Consider the following 26,794-nt stretch of genomic DNA (forward strand, 5'->3'; position numbering starts at 1 on the left):
AATGTATGGTCCGGCCGCGCGTTGCAAGAGGTTTCGTCAACCTGGCAGATGCGGTCTTGCATCAATGTATCCGGCCTCTGCTTGGAGCGTGTGGTGCTCCGGGCCATCATGGATATCAGCGCGCATGCGAGCTGATTAGCGGACAGGCCTCGACCGGGCCATTTGGGTCACCAGTGTTCGCATGCGCCGGGAAGACCGATCCTCCATCGTCGTCTCATCCTCTCGCAGACCTCGGCGGGTAAGGGATGTTGGTTACCTCATCGATAGCTCCTCACTTCGCGCTGTTCCTTTGTTCGTGCCTGGCGGTCGTTCCTTCGTCCCGGCCTGCGCGCGCAGACGCGCCACGCGCAAGGGCTGTCAAGGCCGGCCGTCGTGCTGTCCTGGCGTCTTGCGCTGGCGCTGCCAGGCCGCGCCTTGACGGCCCCGAGCACGGCGCGAGGATCAGGCAGGTCGGGACGCCGTCTCCTCCGTCTTGACGCATTCGAAGGCGCGTCCCTTGTTGAGAACCGCCCACGCGATCCGGGCGAGCTTGTTGGCGAGCGCAATCGCCAGCACGTTGTGGTGCAATCGTTTCTTGGCGGCTTCGATCCAAGATTTGAGGCCATAGCGCTCCCAACACTTGACCTTGACCAACACAACCCACGCGGCTTGCACGAACAGCGCGCGCAGGTAGCGATTGCCGCGCCTTGATATCTTGCCGAGGATCGTGCGATCGCCGGTCGATATCTGCTTCGGCACCAGTCCAAGCCAGACGCCGAAGTCGCGGCCTTTCGAGAACACGTCTCCAGTGCCGATCGCGGCCACCATTGCGCTCGAGATAAGCGGGCCAATGCCGGGCACCGTCATCAGTGGCTCGCAGGCCTCATCTTGACGGGCCAGCGTTTCGATTTCGCTAGATAGCCCCTCGATACGCGCATCCAGTCGGCACCAGTCTCCCGCCAGATCCTCGATGATGCGCAACATGCGAGACAAGAGCACATCGGTGCGTGTTGCCAGGATACCCGGCAACTCGGACCGCAGCGAATGCAGGCCTTGCCGCACGGCGATACCCCGCTCCAGCAGGAACGCACGGATCTGATTGATGACGCCGGTACGCTGACCGACCAATCGATCGCGGACGCGGTGCAGCGCCTGAAGGTCGAGCTGATCGGCGGTCTTGGTCGCGACGAACTTCATGGTCGGGCGTTGGACAGCCTCGGCGATGGCTTCCGCATCCCGGAAGTCATTCTTCTGTCCCTTCGAATACGGGCGCACGTATTTCGCCGGCATCAGGCGGGCATCGTGGCCAAGCATTTGGAGTTTGCGACTGAGATGATGCGCGCCGACGCAGGCCTCCATACCGATCAAGCACGCCGGCAGGTTGGCGAGCCGCGTTTCCACCTGGCCGCGTGACCACTTCTGCCGCAGCACGATGGCACCGCGGTGATCATGACCCACGATGTGGAACGAGTTTTTGCCGATATCGATGCCGATCACGGCGATCGTCGCGTTGAGTTTCTGAGACATGGCGTGCTCCTTGTCTTGAGCGCCCCTTGCCAGCTTCTCGTGCTGGCAGGGCCGGAGCACGGCCGGACCATCCCATTAGCAGAAGGTCGGCGAGCACAAGGTCGTGCGCTATTTGGTCGCTCCTCCCGGTGGTCAAAATGAGGACACCAGATGTTGGGCGTTTGCGTTTTGGCCCCATCGAAAAGCTTTCTCCAGGAAGCGCTCGTGAGGGATCTGGACCCGCGTACGCATCAAGGCGGCGATGACGTCGTGTTCGATTTCTCCATACGGGTACGGCACGCCGCCACGTCGGATGACGTCGAGAAAACTTCGCGGTGGTGGCCCCGTCCTCAAGAGAGAATAGTGTGGCTGGGAAGCATTGCCATTCCAAAGCGAGTTTTCTGGCGCAAAATCAGACTGTACGACTGCGAGCACATGGTGTTCAATCCTTGGAACTGCCTGCCCGAGCCACAGGCCGCTTGGCAGCGTCAACCGGATGCGCCTTGCGTTCTATCTTGCCTCGCGGCAGGTACGGCGGAAACTGAACATGGTGGGGTCATGAGCAGCCAGCCGAAGCCCGATCGCGGACTTCAGCAGACGCAAGCGCCGCCGAATGTCGAGAATGATGCTCCGCATGCCGAACGCCGGCAGCTCACTGTGGCATTTATCGACATCGTCGGCTCGACACCCCTGAGTGAGCGGATCGATCCCGAGGAGTTCTTCGCGGTTATCAGAACTTACCGCGATATCTGCGACGAGCAGATTCGCCACTACGGCGGTCATATCGCCAGAATGATTGGTGACGGGTTGCTCGCATTTTTTGGCGTCCCGCAAGCCCATGAAAATGATCCTGAACGCGCGGTCCGCGCCTCTCTGGCGATTGCCACGGCGATCAAGGAACACAAGTTTGTGCTGTCGGACGGTAGCTTCGTTCGCCTGGGCGTGCGCATCGGGGTTAACACTGGGGTGGTCGTCGTCGGCAGCGTGCCCGGCGAGCCCCCCGATCGACGGGAAGTGTTCGGCAGCTCGGCACATGTCGCTGCCCGCCTGCAAGGACTCGCCAGTGAGAACGGTGTCGTGGTCGGCTCCAGCACTCACGAGCTGACCCGCGGAACGTTCAGCTATGCGCCGCTTGGCCGGCGATCGCTCAAGGGCGTCGAGGAGTCGGTCGAAGCCTGGCGTGCAGAGGCGCTTGCGTCCAGCGAAAGCAGGTTCGACAGGGCGCGGAGGGCGCCTCTTGCTTCGATGATCAACCGAACCAGCGAAAGCGCATTGCTTGCCGAGATGTGGCAGCAGACCGTAGCGGGCTCGGGGCAGGTCGGCGTCATCTCCGGTGAACCCGGCATTGGTAAGTCACGTTTGATCCGCCAGTTCCGCAGCTCCCTTGATGCGTCTCCGCGTGATGTCTTGTCACTGCAATGCTCGCCATTCCACGTCAACACGCCGCTTGCCCCGGAAATCGAGCGGCTCACGCGCGCGACCGGCATCCAGGAGACCGACGACGCGGAACTCGCATTGGCAAAATTGCGTTCGCTTTTGGCAAGAGCCGTCACCGATGTCGAGCAGGCGCTTCGTTACTACGGAGCGGTGCTGTCGATACCCGCATGCTCGGGATACGAACCCGCGGATCTCGGATCTCCCTCGGAGCGCGAGCGTGCCTTTCAGGTGTTCATCGATGTTCTTCTCGCCGCCTCGCGCAAGCAGCCGATCCTCGGAATCGTCGAGGACGTCCAGTGGATGGACCCGACCACTATCGAACTGCTGGTGCGCGTGATCGCTCACTGTCCTGGCGAGCGGATTATGGTCCTGATCACGCATCGCGATGATTACAGGGCCGACTGGTTGTCGAGCCCGGCCATTCGACAGATTACTCTGCAAAAGCTGGCAGTGCATGAATGCGAGCAGATGGTCGCAGCCGTCGCGGGCAGCGATTTGGTACCGCGCCGGATTACCAGCCAGATCGTGGAAAGAACCGACGGCGTGCCGCTCTTTGTCGAGGAGTTTACGCGGGCAGTCGTCGATTCCGGTGCGGTCCCGCTGGCCGCAGAGAGTCCTGTGCCGAGCGGGAAGTTGCCGCCTCTGGTGCCGGCAAGTATTCACGATTCACTGATGGAGCGCCTTGATCGTCTCGGTCCTGCCAAGCGCGTCGCCCAGATCGCCTCTGTTTTTGGAAGGCGCTTCAACTATGAAGGCATTTTCAGCGTGCTTCCAGGTAAGGGCCAAACGCTGAAAGATTCGTTGCGGGCGCTCGAGAGAGCCGGGATTGTGTATTGTAGCGAGGAGTCTCAAGGCACGGTCTTCACGTTCAAGCACGCGATGATACAGGAAGTCGCCTACTCCTCGTTGCTCAACGAGGAAAGGCGCGAGCTCCATGCGCGCGTCGCATCGTGGCTGCTCCAGGAAGCCGCCATTGGAGAAAGCAGCCAGCCGGCGGTGTTAGGCTATCATTATGCACGCGCAGGCAACATTCCGGAAGCGATCGAGGCTTGGCTTCAGGCGGGCAAATCCGCGCTCCGCAGATCTGCCACCAAGGAGGCCGTGGCTCATCTTCGCGAAGGCCTCTCGCTGATACCCAAGATGCCGGCGTCACCACGGCGCTTCGAGGCTGAAATCGCACTGCAATCCAATTTGGCGATGGCATACACTGCCAACGCTGGGTGGTCTGATCCGAACGTCTATGGCCCCTACAGCCGTGCACTCAAGCTTTGCGCGAGCCATGGCACCATTCGCGAGAAGGCGACGGTCCTGTGGGGAAGCACCATAGCCAAACTGGTCAACTGCGAGCTCACCACGGGCCTCAAGCATACGCAGGATTTCGTGCGGCGGGCAGAAGAGTGGCGCGACGACGAGGCTGCCCTCATGGCCCACACCGCTGCCGTAATCGCCAACTTCTTTCTCGGTCGTTTGGAGCAGGCGAGTGAGCTCGCGGCTCTGGTCAGCGCTCGCTATAATCCGCGTGAGCACGGCAAGCTGGTCCAGATTTATCAGCATGATCCATTGATCGTATCGCTCGTCTATTCCGGACACATCGAATGGTTGTTGGGCCGGCCAGGCCGGGCCAGAGAGTGCTGCATGACGGCGCGGCAGCTCGCGAACGAGATCGGGCATCCGTTCATGCTGGCTTTTGCCTCCATTCTTGGCGTCTCCGATCACTGGTATGAGGGCGATCTTGCGGCTAACCTTGCCAGCGTAAAGCGCGGTCTGAAGGTCGCTGATGAGTATGGCTATCCGATGTACCGGGTTATCGGCCCATTGTGGGCGACCGCTGCGTTGGCGGCACGAGGCCCTGCGCCGGAGGTGCTCGATCAACTGTGCGGCCTCCTCGGCAAACTACCCGCCGAGAATCGGTGCATTCAGATGCCGCTCTATCGAATTCTGCTCGCTACAGAATTCGGACGAATTGGCGAGATAGAAAGGGCTCGAAGCTTCGCTGCTTCGGCTGAGTCCCTGGTGAAGCAAACCGGCGAGCGCTGGGCTGCTCCCGAGATTTATCGGATTCACGGCTCGCTGCTGTGTCGCGAACCATCGCGAGACGACCGGGCTGCCATGCGCTTGTTCAAACGCTCGCTTGCCTCTGCCAGGAAGCTCGGGGCGGTCGGTTGGGAATTGCGCACGGCGATCAGCATCGCGCGCTTGGTCAGCGCCGGAGAGAGCGCATCCGGACGCGCCGAAGCACGAGACCTGCTGATATCGACCCGGGCGAAATTTGCGTCCGCGGAAACTTCCCGCGATCTGCGCGAGGCTGATGACCTGGTGAAAGTGTTGAACCAGTGAATCACGCCTTGCAAGGGCCGCCGAACGACCCTTGGCCTGTTTGGTCGACTCACATCATCTGCGATCCCAAATAGTCGATCGCCTTGAGGCTCGGCAGGAACGTATAGGCGCCGCCCCGCGTCGAGACAAACTCCGGCAATCCCCGCAACCGGATCGTGCCGCCGGATTTGAGCGGCAAGTCGAACCAGCTCGTGCCGGGATCGTTGGCGCCTGAGATCGGATCGTTGGAGCCGGTGGTGCGCGGATCCTGCAGGCCAAGATTCAGCCAATCGTAGGACATGGCCTCGAACTGGGCGCCGAGGCTCGCCCCTATGAAGTTGCCGAGCAGGCCCCGTTCCGGCTCGTCCTGATCACGAGGCTTCGCCGGATCATAGGTATAGGGTGGCCCATAGGGCACGCCGCGGCGAACAAGGCGCCGGCTGTTGTTCGCTATCCGTTGCACGATCTGCCCGCCTCGCGGGTTGCACCGGCGGATATGGGCTCCATGGGGACAGCGGGCATCGCCAACGCCAACGTAGTCAAAGTCCGTGAGATCCGCGTTGGGGTCAGGTGCATCGGCAGACAGTGCCAGCGGCGTGCCATCGCGCCACCGGCCGCACAGGTTGGCGGCGACGATCTCGCGCAGGGCCGCGTGACGTGAAGGGCCTTTGCCGATTTTCTCTTCGTCACCGGGCGGCAGCAACTCGTCGGCTCGCGAGTCCTTGAGCAGATCGGACGCGGCCCGATCTAGATATTTCTCGAAGCCTGCCACGTCCTGCTTCAGCACACGAAAGGCGTTGAAGGTGCCGTTGTGTCCCAACTCTGCGGGTTGAGGAACCCGCCACGTCAAGCCCTCCAGATTGGTCGGATGTCCCAGCAACACGGTGCCGAGCGGCGCCTTGGGTTGTCGGTCGGGATGGCGCTGCGAATCGGGAACCTCCTCGAACCTCGGCTGCGTAATGTTGTCACGATACCCGAAGTGAACAAAGTCGCCTGGGAAATTATACCCCTCGCGTGTGCCGAGCAGTTTGAAGGCCTTTTCGTCAGGGAGCGCGCGTTTCTGGACTTCGTTCAGCTGATCGACGTTCTCGGCGTAGATGGTCGCGATGAGATGGATTCGCTTGGGCTCGTTGAACGGAGCTGGCCAGTTTTCCGGCGCGCTCCGCCCGACGTCCCCGAGCTTCACGGCGCGGGCGGTCATGCCCTCGATGAATTCGTTCGGGAACATTTTAAGCGAAGCGCTGGGCGTGCCGAGGGCGCACAATCCCTCATAGGTCAGGCCAATGTTGAAACAGGTATCCGGCTTCTTTTCCCCCCAGTCCCCGCTCGTGATCTGCGGGACACCGTTGCGGCCCGATACGGAGTCGGCGAGCCAGCGCCGGGCTGCGCTGCGTTCGACGACTTCCAGGATGAGGTAGCGCACGTGCGGCTTGTTGGTGTAGCCGCGCAGGATGTTGCCCTGCAGATCAGCGAGCTTGAACATGGCACTCACCAGCCTAATCCGAGTTGTTTGCGGACCTGAGCCACCGAAAATCCGGGATAGGCACGGTAGCCGCTGCCCAGCGATACGTTCGCATTGGCGCGAAGCTGCAGCACGAGCTTGCGCGGAAGCAGGGTCAGATCGTCATTGACGGGCGATACGGCCCTGTCTCCATTCAAGGCTTCCTGGTCTCTCAGAAAATCGGTGGCGGTGTCCGGCACCTGGTACAGGTCGTGCTCGTGTATCCATTGGATGAACGCCTCGACATTCTTCTCGCAAGGGATCACGGCATCTCCTCCTTCGACGAGCTCGACCACGGCGTTGAACACGCTGCCGATCGTGACGATAAAGTCGCGAATGTAGTTGGTGAAATCACCGTCATAGACGGAGAACATGCAAATATTGTCGTTGACGATTACGAATCGTGCAAAGTGCACCGTGCCGACATTGTCCAATCCGGCAAATATCTGGTCCCTGTTTTTCGCGATCGCCAGGGCTGCTTTCGCGCGGCCGAGCGGCGACCTGTTCTCCTTCTTCAACGGCATGATCAGGTTCATCATGCTCTGCAGATTATCGCCAGGCCGGGCGGATGGGCCAGGACCGCCGGGCAGACGCTTCACCGGCGTGAGCCATGCCCAAATGGGCACCAATATCCATGCCCCCAAGTACTTGAACCAGGGCTTATCGTGCAGCTCGTTTACAAATCTATCGAACCGACCTCCGCCATTTGGCATCAGCTCAACTCCGGTTGAAGAACGGGCACGCAATGCCGCCGCGCATTTCACGCGAGACTTCGTAGGCGTCCCGACGGGCATGGAGGATCGGATCCCCGGATGGTTCGATACCAGGCACGAGTCGCCACGGATTGAAACTGATGTGTTCGCCGGCGGCGGCCTGATCCTTGGGGACACTGGTGAGCGTAAGGGTGCCCATGACGACCCGGACTCGCCTGGCAGGCCAGGGCCGCGTGGGATCATCGATCGCATCGCCCGCTTCGCCGATTGTCATCATCAGCATGAACCGGGCCGGCCACCGCCGCAGCCGGTCGTCAAGTTCCTGGCGCAGATAGTTATCGTCCGGCAGAGCATCGGAATTGGTGTTGCGGACGCCTGCGGCCGGTTGCCAGGAAAAACGAACGGGGCGGCGAACTCCATCTTCACCTTCCACAATGAAGGTGTGGATGGCGTGATAGGCCGCGCGGGCATAACTCACCGGGGCGCCGATCATCTTGAACTCGAACACCCCCAGCTGGGCGAACCGGTGCCGATTGGCGTAACTCAATATTCCCGCACTGGCGTTCGTTTTTTCTCCCGGATACGGGTCGCGACGAGGAACCTTGAGCTGCAGCATGTCGAGAATCTTTCGCCACGGGGATTCCCTTTGATATGATTCATGCTTGTCGAGCTTGGTGAACTCCAAGAAGTCCTCGACATTGCGGGCGAAGAATTCGCGGAGTGTCGTGGCGATCAGGTCGGTTGCCGCCCCGCTCGGTAGGAGGAAGCGTGTCGCCATTCCCCGGACATCGGACCATCCATCATGCTGCTCCGGCCCCCCGGACGCGTTGGAGAATCTCACCTTCGCGCAAATGCGCTGTCCGCTGAAGTGCTCCGCGATGCAATATTTGTGCGCCACATCCGACGCCGTGAAATAGGCGTCCACGCCTACGCCGATCGTGTGAACCGGCCTTTGCCTAGGGTCATGCCTCGGCAGATTGAAAATCATCTCGTCGACGAGCCGCTGTGCTACCGATGCATCGACCATGCCCCTCTCCATCATGGATGGACCGGCAATCTCAGGGTGCTGTTGGCGCCTCTTGTGCTTGTCGATCGAATTCAGCCCATTTGCCTAAATTACATTCGATCGCCGGGTCGGATGTGTGATGTCGTTCACAAAGTTAGCCAAAATGAAGCGCCGCGCAATTCGAACCGAATAGCAAGGTGTGGATCGGCCCGATGGAATGACCCCGCTCAGATCAATGATGTCAGTGGTTTGCCGTGCCGATCGGCGCCGAGACCCCACGCCGACGGTGTCTCCTGGAGATATTGATCAGATCAAAGCCGATCTCCAACGCAAAGCCAGGCTCCCAGGCACCTCGGCTATCCCGGTTCTAACGACAATAAGGATCCACCAGCCGTCTGATCGACGGCCAAGTTCGCACTTCGAATGTTATGGAGCTGGCTGGCCTCGACAGTTACGCACGCTCGTAAGGGTAACCGTCCTTGATGTTGGCATTGAAATAGATGCCAAGAGAGCCTGCTGCCATCAGCCGCTCGTATTCAAACAATGGGACGTTGTAGTAGCGATAGATAGCGCCGCCCTTGAACTCAACCTCCAGAGTCGAAGTATCTTCATCATAGCCGACAGAAGCCAAGTTGGACGAATTTACGGGTTGCCGTTCCAATTCTAATTTCCTTTTTTGCTGTGCTTCCATTTCGGGTTTTGCGCACGCCACGGGCCACTGAGATTCACGTAATCTTCTTTTGCTCGTGGCTTCGTCCATGCCTGCGTGACCCTTGGGTCCTCGCTGCTCGGGCGAGCATCTTCAGGCGGCAACGTCACGCGGCAACGAATTGGTAGCTTCGCCGCCTCTCCAGCAATGATAGCCTCGCCAGTTCTCAAAACCGGCAGACTATCCATAAGGCCGCTAAGGCTATCAGGCAGCGCAGATTGAACTTTGCCGCGGTCGCCTGTGTTGGAGAGCCGCAGGGCAATGAAGGTCCCACATTGCGAAAGAATGGTGTCGTCAATCTCTGACGGCCGTTGACTGACAATCATGGCACCAACGCCGAACTTACGTCCCTCCTTGACGATGCGCTGAACCATCGCTTTAGCAGGGCCGTCAGCATCCTTGCCAAGATATCGGTGCGCCTCCTCCATAACTATGAGTAAGGGCCGCTGACGGCCGCCTTCAGAAACTTCACGCCCCCAAAATAACGCTTCGTACAGGATATTGAGAATGCCACCGACGAGGTGGTGAAGGACTCCGCTAGGTATTCCCGAGAGGTCAAGAATACTGACGGGCTTCTCCGCGCCGATCCAGCTTTCCAGTAGCTCCGGCAAGTCTTTCTTGGCCTCGTCGCCAAGACCTGGCTCCCAGTCTCCGGGGTGAAGCATGAAGTCGTACTGGCGATCGAGCAATCGCGACCTCATTTGGTCGAGCTGCCGGCGGATTGAGAGCACACCTGTTTTATTGGCAAAGGGCGGGGTACTTCCTTGACCCGGCAAGGGATAAGTCGGAGCGATCAGCTTCTCTGCGTCACCGACCTTTTGTATCGCCGAATTAACTTGGGTGTTCTCCTTCCAGGTCTTTATCTCTGGATCAATCAGATCAAACCAAAGCTGCTTCAAACTAAATGGAAGCGGGGTGTCGAACGTAAGCGAATTGATGTCGATGCCGTCAAACTTCCCACCCTTTGCCAGTTGCAATTTCCTTGAAAGAATTTTGTCTGTAATTGTGGTGAAGGCAGGGTCACTAAGTTTTCCTAGCACAAACGCGAGCAGTTCCGTCGTGTCCGTGGCCCAGTAGGGAATAAATAACGGCCTCTCGTCGTCCGACGGAGAGACACGAAAGACCTGCGCGATCTTTTTCAGGGCGGTCGCGTACTCGCCATGAATATCGAGGAGTAGGATGCGCGTGCTAGGAAAGTCGTTCTTGCCGCTAGGCGAATGAGCTATGGCACGAAGCAGGCTCGCGATTGTTGTCGATTTTCCAGAGCCGGTTGATCCAAGCACGGCACTATGTCGGGTCACAAGTTTATCTAGGTCGATACGAACGGGGATGCTCTCTGCTCCGGCGAGCCGCCCGATGACGACTTGGCCCATTTCTCCCGTACCATAAATCTTCGCAAGATCGTCCTCAGTGACCAGATGCACCTCATCATTGATTGCCGGGTACTGGCTGATACCGCGTTCAAAAGCTGTCTCGACAATTTCTCCGACGAGCTGGACGGTCATCCAACGTTCCCCCCGCGAGCTCAAGTTCTCCGCGGCCTCCGGTGTCGCCGTCGCGCCGACCTCTGCTATAATCCCGTAAAGATCATGGTAGCCTTGCGGTATCCGCACGAAGCTACCTACTTGGCCAACGCGATAACTGCGCCCACCGATTATGGCTATGCCCGATGCAACGCCTTCAAACTGACGAACGCTGATCGCCGCTCCTGAGACGGCTCCAACATGCCCAAGTAGCGTTGGTGCAATCATATAGTTGCCCCGGTCGCCGTGGCCGGAACAGACACGCCGACCGGTGTAGCTGCAGCGGGACTGGGAGTGAGGGCTTGCATTGAACGTGATGCCGCGAAGAAGCGTCCGAAAGCCTCAATAGCCCCCAATGTGAACTGTGCGGGCGCGCCTGACGCCGGAACTGACCAATAGGTTGCCCTGATCGGTCCCCAGTCTTTGCTGGGAAGTTCAGTCGAGACCCGCCAAGGCCCCTCGATACCATTTACCACCGCCTTGTCGGGCGCATAGACGCTTAGATTGGGACGGCGTCTCGCCAAGTCACAGGCGCCAATTTCATCGGCAAGGGATTTGTACTGAAAAGCGAACACACTTGCTGATGGGTTCGCAGCTAGACCCTCATCTATACGAGCCGAGACATGCGCGTCCGCGTAGGAGAACCCGATAGAAATAAGCAGGGTATCCGGTGTCGCCAAGAAAGCCCTTAGTCGGTCGAACAGCGCTGCATACGGCGCCTTTTGGGTCTGGTCGTACTTCAGATGCTCTGGAAAGACCAAATGCGTCGCTGCGTCGCTGCCGGTTCGAATCACTTCGTCCTTGCCACTCGCCTTCCAACCGAGAGAACCATGCAGTTTCCAAAGCCTTGTCCAGCGCGGTGGTAGGTCATTTCCAGCAACAGATACAGGATCAAAAAATGGTTCTCGCCCACCAGTGAAGCCGTCGAAGTACGGTGCACGAGCAGCCTCAAAAGCTTCTTCAAAAAGAAGGTCATAGTTCGTCGTAAATATCTCGACAGGATGGTCTCGAGATATTCCGGTAATCCAGTTGACTAGGTCGTTGTAGGCGCTTCCTTTCGCAGGAAGCCGAACATTCACGATTTTCCCGATTTCAACGCAGATGTCCTCGCCGAAGACTTTGAAGCCATCGCCGTCGAGGCCATGTATTTTTGACTTTCCGATTACTTTGCTAAGGGAGCGGATTCGCGAGAGAATCGTTTCAATATCGTGCTTGTCCAACTCAGCTTTTAGTGACGCAATCTGACTGCCATATTTCGGCACCAACGTATCAAGGACCTGCTTCGTGAGCCCTTCAACGGCAGGGATGAGAGGATAGGTGCCATCGTCTTTAGCGGTGCCCGCTCCGGCTCCCGCCCCCACTAATAAGCCGACCCGTTTCCTTCCTTGAGCGATGATGGTCCGCAACGCGGCCATGTATTGGTCTGGGTTGTGAATGCTGAAGCTCAATGCCCCTTCCCCATACAATTTATACGAGTGTTTTAATCCAGCAGCCGTATACGCAGTTTCCGGTTGTGTCACTCAATTTCGACGCGACCTCGCACGATTCTTGTTAGGAAATGCCCCGTCTACCGGGAAATCGCGCACACGCTGAGACGACGTACAAACTGAGCATGGCTGATTAGACTTTGGAATTTTCAAGCAGCGCACGCCCGCACGCCTCAGTCTGAAGATTTGACGAAATAGGCAATCGAGGCGGGTTTGGAAGCCTAGCGAGTGAGCGCCACCGACCTCCAGCAATGCGCTTAACGTGCACCGAACAAAAGAAGAACGCCGCGAGCAAAGGGCGCGACATTCGGTACATCGAAGTGTGGAAAGCGCGATCGCCCGCTATCGCCAGTGTGGTGAACCAACTGAACTGAGCTTAGTCCTGTTCAGGATGCACCGTAAAGCGCGGCAGAGGGAAATTATGAACACGAAGGTCATAGACGCGGGCAGGCGTGAGCCAACCCTGCATTGCCCAAACTGCAACTACGAAATCAAGCTGACCGAGTCTCTTGCGGCCCCGTTGCTCGATGAGTCTCGACGTCGTTTTCAGGAGCAAATAGCGCAGAAAGACGCCGAGGTTGCGCGCAAGCTCGATGCATTGAGGCGAGAGCATCAAGAGTTAGCCGCAGCGCGTACGCAGATCGAGGAACAAGTTCAGCAGCGATTGGCGGCTGAGCGCGTTCAACTTACGACGATTGAGGCTAGGAAGGCCAAGGAGGCGGCTGCAGCCGAGTTGGAGGCAAGGGCAGCCGAAGCAGCTGAGCTTCGCAGGGTACTGGAAGCGAATAACGCCAAGCTAGCAGAAGCCCAGCAAGTTCAAGCCGACATGATGCGCAGGCAACGGGCTCTTGACGAGGAGAAACGCGAGCTAGACCTCACGATCGAAAAGCGGGTTCAAGCATCGATTGATAACGTTCGTGCTAAGGCTCGACAGGATGCCGATGACGCGGCCCGGCTGCGCGTCTCGGAAAAGGATCAAACCATAGAGTCCATGGCCCGAACGATTGAGGAACTGAAGCGCAAAGCAGAACAAGGATCGCAGCAATCCCAGGGAGAAGTTCTTGAACTTGAGTTAGAGGAGCTACTTCGCGGACGTTTTCCCTCGGATGTTATCGAACCGGTCGGCAAGGGTGAGTTGGGTGCCGATGTCGTCCAGCAAGTCAATGGCTCGATCGGCCAGTCGGCCGGCATTATTCTTTGGGAGTCGAAGCGGACAAAGGCTTGGAGCGATACTTGGCTCGCCAAGCTCCGAGACGACCAGCGACGTTGCGGTGCTGACGTTGCCCTAATCATCTCGCAAGCTCTACCCAAGCACGTCCAGCATTTCGACCTCCTCGAAGGTGTCTGGGTCGCACATCCTCACTACGCGATACCGGTCGCCATCGCGCTTAGACAGACGCTAATTGAAGTCAATAACGCACGTCTGGTCCGGCAGGGGCAACAGACCAAGATGGAGCAGGTCTACCACTATTTGACGGGAATGAAATTTCGCCAGCGGGTAGAGGCCGTGATCGAGAAGTTCAACGATATGCGCGATGATCTCGACAAGGAACGCAAGTTCATGGGTCGTCAATGGGCAAAACGTGAAACACAGATTGTGACCGTCATCGAGTCCACCGTTGGCATGGTCGGCGACCTGCAGGCGATTGCGGGCAAGGCTATGCCCGAGATTCCCAGCCTTGATATGCCGTTGATTGAGAACTCGGCTGACCTTGAGCGGAAAGCCTCGTGACAGTGGAATGCTCGATTGGACACACCATGGCGACAATGGTCGGGCCTAGCAAACCAACATGCAGCGCCGATATCGAACCAATCTCCGCAACAGCGAAGTATCCACGGACGAGGCGGGAGAGTTCTGACGATTTGCCTCGCGAGTTCCGCGAAACTTGCAGTCCGAGACGAGATCAAGCTCGAACCGCCAGGATATCCAGCTCGTTCTTCTCGCGTCCCGCAGGGATATAGTTGGGAGGCTGGGGCGGCGGTTATCGGTTGAGGGTGAAGGATTCAAACTGACCGCACCTTCAAGAGTTGGATTTCCCGAGAAATCCCGTTTCGTACCCTTCGGCGCGGTACGAAGGTTCCGGAGAAAAATCCGTTCTCCAGCGCCCTAAAGGGCCTACTTGGGCGCGCGGCAGGATTCTCCGGCGTGAAAAATGTTCGAGAACAGCCGGATTTTGGCGCTCATTTGCACCTGGAAGTACGGCTCGCCTTCGCCGGGTGGCGGAGGGAGAGGGATTCGAACTGGCGGTACGTGTCGTTCGGCGCGTGGTGTCTCAATGGCCGTCCCAAACAAACAAGGAGGCGCTCGTCGAGCCGCATTGTCGCCCAGCCCTGCCGATCACATTGTCGGGATTAGATGTCCGCCGGCATCGGAAAAACACCGTTTGAAAAACCGTTTTAGTTCGGCCGTCTCAAACGGTTTCTTTCGCTAAGTCTCTGAGAAGCTTGGTGGGCGCACCAGGGCTCGAACCTGGGACCCGCTGATTAAGAGTCAGCTGCTCTACCAACTGAGCTATGCGCCCGGATGTTTTAAGTCCGGCAAGCCCTCGCGAGAGGGCGTCGTTTAGCAAAGCGATCCCGGGATGTCCAGCAAGCTGGACGGAGTTTTCCCGGGGCTTTGGCTGAGAGCCGGAACGGCGAAAAGCCGCTGGATTTCAGCGGCTTCCGCTCGTGTTTTGATCGGACACCGATCAGGAGCGCCTCAGAGCCGTTCGGGGCCGCCCCGGTCCGGGCCGCCGTCCCGGTCATACCTGTTCCGGTCATAGTCGCGATGGCGATCGAAGTCGCGGTCCATGCGCCAGTGCTCGCGGTGCCGCCAGCCTTCCCTGCCCCGGTCCATACGGGTCAGGACGGCAAGCCGGCGTTTCTGGCTGTCATCCAGCGTCTTGTAGAGCGGGTCGGCCGCGTCCGCGATCTTCTTCATCGCGGTAGCCGTTGCCGACATGGTCTCGGCGCGCTCGCGCAGCCGCGTCACCGGATCGTCCGGCCCCTGCTGGCTGGAATCGTCCCGCATCCGCGCATTGGCGCGATCGATCCTGAGCTTGGCGAGCTCCCGGACCGCGGCCTCGACTGGCGGCCACAGCTTTTCCTGGTCGGCCGTCAATTTGAGACCGGCATGAACGGCCGCGATCCGCGCATCGGCATACGCCGCCCGATCCTCCGGGCTCATCCGCATATGGCCGTAGCCCCAATGGCGGTGTTGGGCATAGACGGCGGTCGAGCTGGCGATGGCAAGAACCGCGACGGCAGCGATGGTGAATTTCCTCATGCGAACCTCCTTGAAAGGTTGCATGAAGATGATCCTGCGTCAGTCGGCGTTCAACTTAAGGATTGGCAAGGGAGGCTTCCCTTACCAAGATGTAATGTGACCCGTTTGATCCCACCGCAATGCGATATTGCTAGAGCATCCCCAACGCACGCGGCAGCCACAACGAGAGCTCCGGCACGTAAGTGACGACGCCGAGGAAGATCAGCATGGTCAAAAGCCACGGCCACACCGCGATCGTCAGTTCGGTGATGCCCATCTTGGCGATGCCGGAGGCGACGTAGAGGTTGAGCCCGACCGGCGGATGGCACATGCCCACCTCCATATTGACGACCATCAGGATGCCCAAATGCACCGGATGGATACCGAGCTTGACCGCCACCGGAAACAGGATCGGCGCCATAATCAGCACGATCGACGACGGCTCCATGAAGTTGCCGGCGAGCAGCAGCAGCACGTTGACGATCAACAGGAAGATAATCCAGTTGACGCCGACCGAGGTGATCCAGTTTGCGATGTGCTGCGGAATGTTTTCATTCGCCATCAGGAACGAGAACAGCACCGCATTGGTGATGATGTAGAGGATCATCGCGCTCATATTGGCCGAGCCGAGCAGCACCTTCGGCACGTCCTTGAGCGACATGTCGCGATAAACGAACACCGCAATCACGAAGGCATAGACCGCGCTGATCGCCGCCGCCTCCGTCGGCGTGAAAATGCCGGCGTAGATGCCGCCTAGCACGATCACGATCAGCAGCAATCCCCACATGCATTTGCGGAACGCCGCAAAGCGTTCGCCCCAGCTTGCGCGCTGCAGCCGCGGATAATCGTTCCTCCAGGCGCGGTAGAAGGTGGTCAACCCAAGCAGCATCGCCAGCATCGCGCCGGGGACGACGCCGGCCATGAACATCTGGCCCACGGATGCCGACGATACCCGCTGGCCGGCGGGATCGAGCGCGATGCTGCCGCCGGTCGCCACGCAATAGATCACCATCACGATCGAGGGCGGGATCAGGATTCCGAGCGCGCCGGAGGTGGTGATAACGCCAGCACCGAAGCGCTTGGGGAATCCCTGCTTCACCATCGCCGGCAACATGATCGCGCCGATCGCGATCACAGTCGCGGGCGACGAGCCGGACACCGCGGCGAACAGCGCGCAAGCCATCACGCCGGCGAGCCCGAGGCCGCCATACCAGTGCCCGACCATGGTCGTCGCGAAATTGATCATGCGTCTTGCGACGCCGCCATGGGTCAGGAAGTTGCCGGCGAGAATGAAGAACGGGATCGCCATGATCTCGAAATTGTCGATGCCGGTGAACAGTTTTAGCGCCACCGACTCGGTCGGCACGTTCGTCATCGTATAAATGAACGTGAGCACCGTGAGACCGAGCGCGATCGAGATCGGCATGCCGGTCAGCATCAGCAGGATCAGCAGTCCGAAGATGATGAAGGAGGTCATCGCGTCACCTCCGCGGCGCCGGCACCGGGCGCATCGACGTCGACGCCCTCGACATGGGCGTGGTCATGGTGCGGAAGTTCGCCCGTGAAGAAGTAGCGATACGCGACCTGCAGGAAGCGGAAGCACATCAGGTAGGAGCCGAGCGGAATGCAGAGATAGACGAACCAGCTCGGGATCTCGAGGTCGGGCGACACCTGGTCGGTGTAGTAGAGCCCGTAGACGAAATGCGCGCCCATGGTGCCGATGACGGCGGTGAAGAAGGCCCCGCAAAGCAGTCCGAACAGCACGATCGCGTTCTTCCAGGGCGATTTGATCTGGTTGACCACGACGTCGACGCCGACATGGATGCCGGTGCGGACGCCATAGGCGGCGCCGAACTTGGCGACCCACACGAACATGTAGATGCATAGTTCCTGCGCCCAGGACAGGTTGATCGGGAACAGGATCGGAAACAGGAAGGGAACGCCGAGCAGATAGCGGTGGCAGACGGCGAGGAAGATGATCAAGGTCGCGAGCGCCATCAGCGTCGCGATCAATACCTCCTCAAGCCGGTCGAGGATGCGAAGCAGTATCAATGTCCCCCCTTCAGGTCAGGCTTTTACGACGCCTCACCTTCCTTCGCGGCCGTGTGTGCCGAGCCCCCAACATACAAGGGCTTCCATGCCTTCGCACGGAAGCCCGACAACGTCGTCTCAGTTGGTTGCGCCCTTGGCCTCCTTCATGAACTCGTCGATCAGCCCCTGGCCGACACGACCGGCGACGTCTTTGTAGACTGACTCCATCGCCTTACGCATGGCCGAGTCCTGTTCCGGCGTCAGCTTGATGATCTCGCTCTTGCCGGTCTTGACGATCTCGGCGAGCGCGTCGTCGTTTTCCTTCTGCGACTGGCCGTTGCCGTAGGCGGTGGCTTCCTTCATCGCCTTCTCGCACTGGGCACGGACGTCAGCCGGCAGGCCATCCCAGAACTTCTTGTTCACGACCACGATGTAGCCGATATAGCCGTGATTGGTGTTGGTGATGTACTTCTGCACCTCGTGCATCTTCTGGGTATAGATGTTCGACCAGGTGTTCTCCTGCCCGTCGACGACGCCCGTCTGCAGCGCCTGATAGACTTCCGAGAACGCCATCACCTGCGGCACCACGCCGAGGCCACGGAACTGGGCTTCCAGGACCTTCGAGGACTGGATGCGGAATTTCAGGCCGCGATAGTCGGCCGGCGAAATGAGCTTCTTGTTGGCGCTCATCTGCTTGAAGCCGTTATCCCAGTAGGCGAGACCGGTCATGCCCTTCGGCTCGAGCAGCTTGAGTAGCCTGGTACCCAGCGGCCCGTCGGTGACCTTGCGCACCGTGGCTAGGTCGGGAAGGATGTAGGGAAGATCGAACACCTCGAATTCCTTGACCCCGATAGGGCCGAATTTGGCGTTCGAGGGCGCCAGCATCTGCACCGCGCCGAGCTGCAGCGCCTCCAGCTCTTCCTTGTCCTTGTAGAGCTGCGAGTTCGGATAGACTTCGACCTTGACCTTGCCGTTGGTGTATTTCTCGGCCAGTTCCTTGAATTTCTCCGCCGCCAGCCCCTTCGGCGTGTTGGTCGCCACCACGTGGCTGAATTTGATCACGATCGGCGACTGCGCCGCGGCCGGTCCGACCAGAGTCAATGCCGCGATCGATGCCGCAGCCAAAATCAGTTTGCGCATGTATCCTCCCAGACTTTTTTGCAGAACGCGAATGAGACGTTCCGCAGCTTGCATGCCAGTTGCATCAATACAGACAAGCCTGCCGAATTGCCATTGCCCGTTAGCAGGGGCCCACCGGCATCCTTTGCTGCACTGCGAAAGTCGACCAGCACCCGCGGTTAGAGATCGTGCCGAACCTGAGCAGGCGTCGTCCAATAAACCTTCGCTATGTCTGGTTTCCTCCGAACGAAAGGCTTGGCCTGGAGCAGTTTGTAGAGTTTGTAGGATGGTGGAGCCAACGGGTCGCGCGAATGCGCGCCCGATGACAGGCTCCGCGATACCCATCAATGCCGGTGCGCGTGATGATGGGTTTCGCTTCGCTCGACCCATCCTACGCAGACTGTCGTCCCCGCGAAGGCGGGGATCCAGTACGCCGCGGCTTCTCGGTTCAATTATTGGCGCCTCTGGAATACTGGATCGTCCGCCTTCGCGGACGATGACAACTGAGTATGACTTCGCGATCTCGCCGCACTATCTGCGCGAGTTTTGCTCTTAGAACTTCCCGCCCTCATTCAGAGGGCGCAGGGAAGACCGGGTGCTTGCTGCACCCGCGGTCTCGTGTGCAATTGCGCAAAGCAAAAGCGCACACGAGCATACAGGTACAGCGGGAGCATCCCGGCCTTCCCTGCGCAATGGCTTTACGGCTTACTTCGTGCTCTTCCCGGAGAACGGCTCTTTTGCCACCGTCGCCCCCGAGAAGCTTCGCTTCTTGAGGACTTAATGCCAGCACCGCGACATCAGGACCACACGACTTCGCCGTACGCCTCCGGCGCGTACGTCTAGCGCGCCTTCCGCGTCCATCGCATCTCACCGCACGTTCGTGACGATCGCGAGCGCCCCTCAATGGGTGAGACGGGCGGAATATGCGACTGATTTGCCTCTCGCGTGAAGCGGAATATTTTTGATTCCCAGGCTTGACACGATTTCTGAAAATCAGAAGTGATTTGCCTCGTCGTGCTGATTGGTCGCAGACGTGCACTTGACACCGCTTACGTAGGACGCAAAGCGTTCTGCAGATCGCAGGAGCCTGCTATTTCGTCGCCTCGTCCGTGATGTCGTTCAAGACCTTCGCAAACGCCGCGTAGTTGGGCGGGGTCTCCAGTCCATGCCGCGGATAGATTGTCTTGTACAGATAGTCGGCTGAATTATAAGACAGCCATACCTTGCCCTGGTCATCCTCCCAAACAAGCGCCTTCGGAGGATTGTCGATCGCGAGCTTTGGCGTCTTCGCCATTACCGGCGTGCCGAGTTTCGGATTGCCGAAGATGAGCACCGTGCGCGGGCGCATATCGATGCCGAACTTCTTCCCCGCAGCGGCGTGGTCGATTTCGGTGAACACAATGAAACCGGCGCCCTCCCTTGATTTGACGGCCGCCTCAAACCGCGAAATCGTATCCTTCACCGAATAGTTGCTCGACTTCGTAATGATACCGTCATCCGCGAAAGCGGGTGTTACAAACAGGAGTGTCAAGAAAGCGACAATGAGTCTCATCGGACTTCTCCTAACTGGGGTTTCCAATTTTCAGTAACCGGCACCACCCTTTGTATGCAGCTCGCCGACAGGTCTAGAACCGCGTGATCAAATTAGTCAGCCATTCCGGCGAAACATCGACCAGGAATGCTTCGAGCGCCTTGTCCGCTCCCGAGATGACGAGCATGCCTGCGACGAGCAGCAAAAGACCGAGCGCGGATTTCATTCCGCTACCCGCGGCCAGCAATCGGCCGCGCCAGCGCGCCATCGTTTCCCGGGAAAGCCATCCCAGCGCCAACAAAGGCAGTGCCGCGCCGATACCGAACGCGAGCATTGTCAGTGCCACCTGACCAAGATCCTTGCCCTGGGCGGCCAGCAACGACGCTGCTCCAAGCGTCGGCCCTACGCAAGGGCTCCATACGGCGCCCAGCAGGACCCCGATCCAAAACTGTCCGGCAACACCGCTTGCGCGGCTCGTTGCCAGCCTGCTGTCGGCCCAATTTCCGATCGGGCCCGCTGCAACCGCGATCTGCGCCTGTAGCCGCGGAGCGACGAGCACGATGCCGACAACCATGATCAGCGTCGCCGCGACGTAGCGCAGCCGGTCGGCATCCAATCCGATCGAGTGACCGGCCGTCGCCAGAAATAATCCGATGCCGGCAAACGAGAGGCACAACCCGGCAGCAAGCGCCAAAGGTCCCTGACGATGGCTCGATGCCGCGGTAGCCAGCACGATTGGAAGGATCGGGAGCACGCAAGGTGAAAGGATCGAAACGATTCCTGCGAGAAACGCCAAAATCGCACTGCCGATCGTCATCGCCGCTTCCCCATCTCCAGGTCACCCTTCTCCAAGTCACCTTTGCCGGCACGCTTGACGACGAAATCAGACGGCTTTTCCGACCATGGCGAAGATCGAATCCCGCTTGGTATCGCCGACCGAGCGGGCCGCCTCCTTGTCGCCCTTGAAGGCAATCAGCGTCGATTGCGCACGGACGCCGAACCGTTTGAGCAGGTCCTTCTGGCTATCGAAATCGATGACGAAATAGACGAGTTCCTTGAACTTTGGATCAGCCCTTAGATCGCTCAGGATCGGCGCCTGCGCTTTGCAAGTCGGGCACCACGGCGCATGAACCGCAATCAGAATTGGCTTGCCGGCTTTCTGGGCCGCGGCGAACGCCTTGGCATCGAACGCATGCGCGCCCTCCGCGAAAGCCGGCGAAGCGGCGAGCGTTCCGGCAGCGAGCACGGCTCCGAGCATGAATCGGCGGGTCAGCATGGTATTCTCCTCGTTGATCTGGATGAACTACGTTTCGGAGGCCGCCAATGTTACGCGCCCGCACCAGCAACGGGATATATTTCGCAGGGCTCAAGACTGAGAGGTTCCAGGCAGCCGCGGCAAAGGTTAGCGCGCCTGCGTCGGGTCACCGGACAGGGTTCCCGCGGGCAATGGTCGGCGCTTATGCGCCTCGCAGGTCAGCGACGGTGAAGCAGCCAAACGAGCCGCGGTTGCTGGAAGTTTCGTAGGGTGGGCAAAGCGAAAGCGTGCCCACCATCAAGAAGCGCGCTCGATGATAGATGGTGGGCACGGCGCTATCGCGCCTTTGCCCACCCTACGACCCCGCGTGGCCTCAGCCTGCCACGGCCGCTGCCGGCATGTCGCGCTGGCGCTTCATGACGATCTTGTTGAGCGCGCCGAGATAGGCCTTTGCCGAGGCGACCAGCGTATCCGGATCCGCTGCACGGGCGCTCATTGAGCGCCCCTCATGGGAGAGACGCACCGTGACTTCGGCCTGCGCGTCAGTGCCTTCGGTCACGGCGTGAACCTGGTACAGCTCCAGTTTCGCTTCGTGCGGCACCAGCCGCTTGATGCAATTGAAGACGGCATCGACCGGGCCGTTGCCTTCGGCTTCCTCGATCCTGATCTGGCCTTCGACGTCGAGCTTCATGGTGGCGCGCTGCGGGCCATGGGTTCCGGCGATTACCGTCAGCGAGGTGAGCTTGATGCGATCGTGCGAGGCCGCCATTTCCTCGTCGACCAGCGCCTCGATGTCCTCGTCGTAGATGTCCTTCTTGCGGTCGGCCAGCGCCTTCATCCGCGCAAAGGCATCTTCGAGCTGGTTCGGGCCGAGCTTGTAGCCCATTTCTTCCAGCTTGTGGATGAACGCATGACGCCCCGAATGCTTGCCCAGCACCAGCGACGACTGCTTCAGGCCGACCATCTCGGGCCGCATGATCTCGTAGGTGGAAGCGTCCTTCAGCACGCCGTCCTGGTGGATGCCGCTTTCGTGCGCGAACGCGTTACGGCCGACGATTGCCTTGTTGTACTGCACCGGGAACGAGGTCGCCGCCGATACCAGCTTCGAGGCGCGCGTCAACTGCGTGGTGTCGATCTTGTTCCACCACGGAAACTTGTCGTTGCGCACGTTGATCGCCATCACGATCTCTTCGAGCGCAGCGTTGCCCGCCCTTTCGCCGATGCCGTTGACGGTGCATTCGACCTGGCGCGCGCCGCCGGCGATGCCGGCCAGCGAATTCGCCACGGCCATGCCGAGGTCGTTATGGCAGTGGACGGAAAAGATCGCCTTGTCGGAGTTCGGCACCCGCTCGATCAGCGTCTTCATGAAGTGGGTGTATTCCTCCGGCACGGTGTAACCGACGGTATCGGGAATGTTCACCGTGGTTGCGCCGGCCTTGATGACGGCCTCCACGATGCGGCAGAGGAAATCCATCTCGCTGCGGGTGCCGTCCTCGGCCGACCATTCGACGTCGTCGATATGGTTGCGGGCGCGGGTGACATTGGCGATCGAGGTTTCGATCACCTGCTCCGGTGTCATGTTCAGCTTGACACGCATATGCAGCGGCGAGGTCGCGATCACGGTGTGGACGCGGCCGCGCTTTGCGAACTTCACCGCTTCGGCGCAGCGGTCGATGTCCTTGGGATGCGCGCGCGACAGGCCGGCGATCACGGCGTTCTTGGAGCGGCGGGCAATCTCGCTGACCGCCTGAAAATCGCCTTCCGACGTGATCGGGAAACCCGCCTCGATGACATCGACACCCATGTCGTCGAGCATTTCGGCGACCTCGAGCTTTTCCTCGAACGTCATGGTCGCGCCCGGGCATTGCTCGCCATCGCGCAAGGTGGTGTCGAAAATAACGACGCGGTCCTTCTCGGACTTATTCGCTGATGTCATATACTGAATTCCTTTTGGGGTCGTAGCGCCATCTCTCATGGACGCTGAAGGGTCTGGTGATCTCGCTCAAAACCCCTGAGTGCCCAGGCGCAAACGCCCAGACGGCCCTCAGGGGCCGATAAGAAGCAGAAGCCCGCCAAGAAGCAGGGTGGGCGCGGACGCAGCCGGAATCGCAGGGGCAGCCTTGGCCGCTCCACCCCGAACTCCGTACCTTTCGCTGCGAATCAGCATTGCCAGACCCTTAAGGACGCTCAAGTCTCGGCCAAAACCATTGACGGTTCGTTGCCGGGACAGCGTTCCGAGCCTGTTTTAGACGAGAATTGCCGCCCGCCGCAATGCCAAAAGAGGGTCAGAAAGGGTGACCTAACGGCCGAGGAAAGTCGACAGAACAGCCCGGGAGCAGAAAACACCGTTCCGGCGTTACCAGCCCATAGCTCAGCGTGATCAGCCGATGGGCGTTGAGACCGAAATCAAGTTCCGTATGCCTAAGCGCAATCTCGGATCCAATCCCAGATTGACGGTGCCCGGCTGCAAAATCGGCAAGGGCTCGGAGAACGATCTGCTGTCGACCTATTTCGACACGCGGAACCACAAGCTGAAGCGGCGCGGACTTCTGCTCCGGGTCAGGCAGGCGGACGGCAAGCACATACAAACAATCAAGCAGACGTCCGGCGCGCAATTCGGCCGTGGCGAGTGGGAAACCGAAATAGCAGGCCGTACCCCCGATCTCGCCGAGGCGAACGGCACGCCGCTTCAGCGGTTTGCCTCGAAGAAGCTGCGCCGCAAGTTGAAGCCGATCTTCGAGACCGCGGTGCATCGCATCACCATGCCGGTCCGCACCAAACGGAGCGAACTGGAACTTGCCATCGATCACGGCAGGCTTGTCGCGGCCGGCCATACAAGCCGCATCGAGGAGGTTGAACTTGAACTGAAAAGCGGTCCACCAAGCGATCTGTTTCGCGTCGCGAAGGCGCTGGAGCGAAAGCTTGCGGCTGAGCTTTGTTTGAGGGCGAAGGCTGACGAGGGCTACGATCTCGTCGACGGCAAGCGCGCTCAAGCTGTTTTTGCCGAGCCAATCGAACTTGGGAAGCGAATGACCGTCATCGAGGGCTTTAAGGTCATCGCCCGCTCCGCGCTTCGCCATTTTTCCGGAAATGTCGACGCCGTTCGCAAGCTTGATCCGGAAGGCGTGCATCAGATGCGCGTGGGCTTGCGCCGCTTGCGTGCGGCCATCTCGCTGTTTTCGAACGCATTGCCGCAGACGAAAACCGAGGAGATCAAGACAGAGCTCAGGTGGCTGACAAACGAACTTGCTCGCGCGCGCGAACTCGATGTCTTCCTGGAGGAGAAGATTGGTCCAGTCGCCCGCGAAATCACGCCGCAACGGGGCGGCAAAGCCATCGCGAAGCACTTTGCCGAGAAACGCGCTGAGGCGCTCGCGCAGGCCAGAAGGGCCGTCGATTCGCCGCGATGCCGCGCGCTGCTCGTCGATGTGCTCGAGTGGATCGAGGCGCAGCACGGCCAGACGGACGCCGCAAACAGCGACCTTGGCGAGTTCGCCGCAGAGCTTGTGAATCGGCGGCTGAGAAGGGCACACAAGGACGCAGGAAAATTGCAGAAGATGACAGCACCCGAGCGGCACAAATTCCGGATCAGGATGAAGAAGCTGAGATATGCGGCCGAGTTCTTCGAAAGCCTTTTCCGCAGCAAACGCGAGCGAAAGGTGCTCGCGCGTCTATCGAAACACACGAAGAAGATTCAGGATGCTCTGGGCTCGCTCAACGACTTCATTGCGGACCGAAAGATGGCCGCAGAAGCCGCGCTCAAAGCGCCATCGCAAGACCGGCGCGCCCGCGCCTATGTTTCTGGCATTATCGTCGGCCGCGAGGAAGAGCAGGCAAAGCCGCTCATGAAAGCGGCCGCAAAGGAGCTGCGTGCACTTCGCCATCTTTCGGGACCTGGCTGATGCTGTCGCCGCACGTATTCGGGCTGCCCCGCTCGCGATCGCTCGTCAATCTCGCTGCCTGCGCACTGTGGCGCGCAAGCTCGACGGTGAGCGGCCGTAGAGCTCGGAGAACGCGGCGTTGAAGCGGCGGACGCTGCCGAAGCCCGCACGGAAGGCGATCTCGGTCATCGTGTCGTCGGTGGTATCGAGCAGCCGCTTGGCGCACTGGATGCGGCGGGTATTCGCGACCTGCTGCGGGCTCGCCCCGACATGGCGTTCGAACAGGCGGGCGAGATGGCGCGAGGTGATGCCAAGCTTCTCCGCCAACGCGGCGACCGATCCGCGCTCCAGCGCGCCGCCATCGATCAGTTTCAGCGCACGCGCCACCGTGGAGCGCGTGCCGTTCCAGGCCGGGCAGAACGGTGCGGTCTCGGGGCGGCAGCGCAGGCACGGCCGGTATCCTGCCGCCTCGGCCGCCGCAGCCGTCGGGTAATAGCTGACATTGCGCGTCAAAGGATGCTTCACCGGGCAGACCGGACGGCAATAGATCCGCGTGGTCCGCACCGCCGTGAAGAAGCGGCCGTCGTAGCGCGCGTCGCGCCGCAGCCGCGCGGCGTTGCAGACCCCAAAGCTCAGCATGCCCGAATTCTAGCGTATCGCGCGGCCGATGAAAGTGGGCGCGGATGATGAGGTCCGATTCCGGCCAGCGGCAACGGCTGGAGTGCCTTAGATCGACGACGATCGAATTTCACTCTCCACCAAAGGCAACCACATGGATAATCCGACAGCCAAGGACGTCGTCCTCAACGCCTGGAAGACATTCTCGACGCGTGACGCCGGCCTGATCGCATCGCTCTTCACGGCGGACGCCGAATGGATCGCCCCTCGCGGCAATGCGACGGCGGTGGCGCTTGCGCATACCGATCACATGATCGGCCCCGACCAGATCGCACGCTTCATCGCCTCCGAGATGCACCGCCTGTTCTCCGCAATCGACATCTCGTTCCGCGCTGTCCATGTCGACGGCGACACGGTGATCATTGAAGAGCGGATGCGCGCGACACTTCCCGAAGGACGCCCGTATGACGTCGATTATTGCTTCGTCTTTGTCGTCGCAGGCGGTCGCATCAAGCAGGTTCGCGAGTACATGGACACGCGAAAAGGCTGGCGAATGATTTTCGCGGAAGCGGCGGAGTGACGTGGCGGCCCGCTCTGTGAAGGACGCACCAGCGGCAGGGTTCCCTCCCCCCTTGCGCAGGGCTGTCCGGGGAATGATTCACTATGTCGCGGTGCATGCTCGGCGAGACCGAGGCAAATCGGCCTTTTCTGGTTGTCGAGACACAGAAGGCCGAGCATGCGATTTCGCGATAGCATTTTTGGAAGGCTCCTTGAACCGATCAATCGGCGGCAGTTTCAGACAGTTGTGGATCGTCTGGGCGGGGATGCCTACGACAAGTCATTCAAGAGCTGGGATCATCTGGTGGCGCTGATCTACGCGCAGCTGAGCAGGAACGACAGTCTGCGCGGGGTGGTGGCGGGCTTCAATGCCAATC

21 protein-coding genes and 1 tRNA gene are annotated in these 26,794 nt (G+C 59.8%); 5 read left to right on the forward strand and 17 right to left on the reverse strand.

The genetic code is table 11. From position 1 onward, the window contains the following. Positions 1-441 precede the first annotated feature (441 nt). Complete coding sequence (locus tag YUO_RS0136120) at positions 442-1,506, reverse strand: IS110 family RNA-guided transposase (protein ID WP_028347586.1); 1,065 nt, start codon at positions 1,504-1,506, stop codon at positions 442-444. A 204-nt stretch (positions 1,507-1,710) separates the two neighbouring features. Here YUO_RS0136120 and YUO_RS0136125 point away from each other — a divergent pair, with 204 nt between their 5' ends. Next, positions 1,711-5,259 carry an AAA family ATPase gene (locus tag YUO_RS0136125; protein ID WP_235782948.1) on the forward strand — a complete coding sequence of 1,183 codons (3,549 nt, stop codon included), beginning with the start codon at positions 1,711-1,713 and terminating at the stop codon, positions 5,257-5,259. 49 nt (positions 5,260-5,308) lie between these two features. Here the strand turns inward: YUO_RS0136125 and YUO_RS0136130 are convergent, their stop codons facing one another. The 6 genes from YUO_RS0136130 to YUO_RS0136155 all read right to left on the reverse strand — a co-directional run bounded on the left by YUO_RS0136130 (position 5,309) and on the right by YUO_RS0136155 (position 12,138). Further along, the gene (locus YUO_RS0136130; protein WP_028351512.1) at positions 5,309-6,721 is read right to left on the reverse strand and encodes a Dyp-type peroxidase; all 1,413 of its coding nucleotides are present in this window, start codon (positions 6,719-6,721) and stop codon (positions 5,309-5,311) included. Between the two features lie 5 nt (positions 6,722-6,726). After that, positions 6,727-7,452 (reverse strand): hypothetical protein, encoded by a 726-nt coding sequence (locus YUO_RS0136135; protein WP_028351513.1) that lies wholly within the window; start codon positions 7,450-7,452, stop codon positions 6,727-6,729. A 4-nt stretch (positions 7,453-7,456) separates the two neighbouring features. Continuing rightward, positions 7,457-8,479, reverse strand: coding sequence for a catalase (locus YUO_RS0136140; RefSeq protein ID WP_028351514.1), 1,023 nt, complete (start codon positions 8,477-8,479; stop codon positions 7,457-7,459). A gap of 430 nt (positions 8,480-8,909) precedes the next feature. Continuing rightward, positions 8,910-9,119: a KTSC domain-containing protein gene (locus YUO_RS0136145; protein ID WP_028351515.1), complete on the reverse strand. Its 210-nt coding sequence runs from the start codon at positions 9,117-9,119 to the stop codon at positions 8,910-8,912. A 2-nt stretch (positions 9,120-9,121) separates the two neighbouring features. Further along, a complete protein-coding gene (locus YUO_RS43075) occupies positions 9,122-10,672 on the reverse strand; it encodes an ATP-binding protein (RefSeq protein WP_156908924.1) in 1,551 nt (516 codons plus the stop codon). A gap of 242 nt (positions 10,673-10,914) precedes the next feature. After that, positions 10,915-12,138: an SIR2 family NAD-dependent protein deacylase gene (locus YUO_RS0136155; protein WP_028351516.1), complete on the reverse strand. Its 1,224-nt coding sequence runs from the start codon at positions 12,136-12,138 to the stop codon at positions 10,915-10,917. A 460-nt stretch (positions 12,139-12,598) separates the two neighbouring features. Here YUO_RS0136155 and YUO_RS0136160 point away from each other — a divergent pair, with 460 nt between their 5' ends. After that, positions 12,599-13,909, forward strand: coding sequence for a DUF2130 domain-containing protein (locus YUO_RS0136160; protein ID WP_028351517.1), 1,311 nt, complete (start codon positions 12,599-12,601; stop codon positions 13,907-13,909). Between the two features lie 714 nt (positions 13,910-14,623). Here the strand turns inward: YUO_RS0136160 and YUO_RS0136165 are convergent. The 9 genes from YUO_RS0136165 to YUO_RS0136205 all read right to left on the reverse strand — a co-directional run bounded on the left by YUO_RS0136165 (position 14,624) and on the right by YUO_RS0136205 (position 23,296). Beyond that, a tRNA-Lys gene (locus tag YUO_RS0136165) sits at positions 14,624-14,699 on the reverse strand. 179 nt (positions 14,700-14,878) lie between these two features. Beyond that, the gene (locus tag YUO_RS0136170) at positions 14,879-15,445 is read right to left on the reverse strand and encodes a Spy/CpxP family protein refolding chaperone (protein ID WP_051379844.1); all 567 of its coding nucleotides are present in this window, start codon (positions 15,443-15,445) and stop codon (positions 14,879-14,881) included. 130 nt (positions 15,446-15,575) lie between these two features. Beyond that, on the reverse strand, positions 15,576-16,901 hold the full coding sequence (locus YUO_RS0136175) for a TRAP transporter large permease (RefSeq protein WP_028351519.1): 1,326 nt from the start codon (positions 16,899-16,901) through the stop codon (positions 15,576-15,578). Further along, positions 16,898-17,473, reverse strand: a complete 576-nt coding sequence (locus YUO_RS0136180; RefSeq protein ID WP_028351520.1) for a TRAP transporter small permease — start codon at positions 17,471-17,473, stop codon at positions 16,898-16,900. Before YUO_RS0136180 ends, YUO_RS0136175 begins: the two co-directional genes overlap by 4 nt. Positions 17,474-17,593: 120 nt before the next feature. After that, positions 17,594-18,595, reverse strand: coding sequence for a TRAP transporter substrate-binding protein (locus YUO_RS0136185; protein WP_028351521.1), 1,002 nt, complete (start codon positions 18,593-18,595; stop codon positions 17,594-17,596). Positions 18,596-19,664: 1,069 nt separating this feature from the next. Continuing rightward, positions 19,665-20,126 carry a DUF302 domain-containing protein gene (locus tag YUO_RS43080; RefSeq protein ID WP_051379843.1) on the reverse strand — a complete coding sequence of 154 codons (462 nt, stop codon included), beginning with the start codon at positions 20,124-20,126 and terminating at the stop codon, positions 19,665-19,667. A gap of 73 nt (positions 20,127-20,199) precedes the next feature. After that, positions 20,200-20,922 carry a cytochrome c biogenesis CcdA family protein gene (locus YUO_RS0136195; RefSeq protein ID WP_028351522.1) on the reverse strand — a complete coding sequence of 241 codons (723 nt, stop codon included), beginning with the start codon at positions 20,920-20,922 and terminating at the stop codon, positions 20,200-20,202. 66 nt (positions 20,923-20,988) lie between these two features. Continuing rightward, positions 20,989-21,381, reverse strand: a complete 393-nt coding sequence (locus YUO_RS0136200; protein ID WP_028351523.1) for a thioredoxin family protein — start codon at positions 21,379-21,381, stop codon at positions 20,989-20,991. Positions 21,382-21,733: 352 nt separating this feature from the next. Further along, positions 21,734-23,296: a 2-isopropylmalate synthase gene (locus YUO_RS0136205; protein ID WP_028351524.1), complete on the reverse strand. Its 1,563-nt coding sequence runs from the start codon at positions 23,294-23,296 to the stop codon at positions 21,734-21,736. Between the two features lie 451 nt (positions 23,297-23,747). On the opposite strand from YUO_RS0136205, the gene YUO_RS0136210 reads away from it, so the two are divergent. Beyond that, entirely contained in the window at positions 23,748-25,262 is a 1,515-nt protein-coding gene (locus YUO_RS0136210) for a CYTH and CHAD domain-containing protein (protein WP_028351525.1), read from the forward strand. Positions 25,263-25,307: 45 nt separating this feature from the next. Here YUO_RS0136210 and YUO_RS0136215 read toward each other — a convergent pair whose 3' ends face one another. Further along, positions 25,308-25,880, reverse strand: a complete 573-nt coding sequence (locus YUO_RS0136215) for a bifunctional transcriptional activator/DNA repair enzyme AdaA (RefSeq protein WP_028351526.1) — start codon at positions 25,878-25,880, stop codon at positions 25,308-25,310. Between the two features lie 133 nt (positions 25,881-26,013). Between YUO_RS0136215 and YUO_RS0136220 the strand changes: the two genes are divergently transcribed. Together YUO_RS0136220 and YUO_RS0136225 are read left to right on the forward strand one after the other, a co-directional pair. Further along, entirely contained in the window at positions 26,014-26,439 is a 426-nt protein-coding gene (locus YUO_RS0136220) for a nuclear transport factor 2 family protein (protein WP_028351527.1), read from the forward strand. 156 nt (positions 26,440-26,595) lie between these two features. Beyond that, positions 26,596-26,794 (forward strand): DUF4372 domain-containing protein (locus YUO_RS0136225; RefSeq protein WP_028351528.1); only part of this gene is annotated, 199 nt, incomplete at its 3' end.

Origin of the sequence: Bradyrhizobium murdochi (genome assembly GCF_000472965.1) — a bacterium.
GTDB lineage: Bacteria > Pseudomonadota > Alphaproteobacteria > Rhizobiales > Xanthobacteraceae > Bradyrhizobium > Bradyrhizobium murdochi.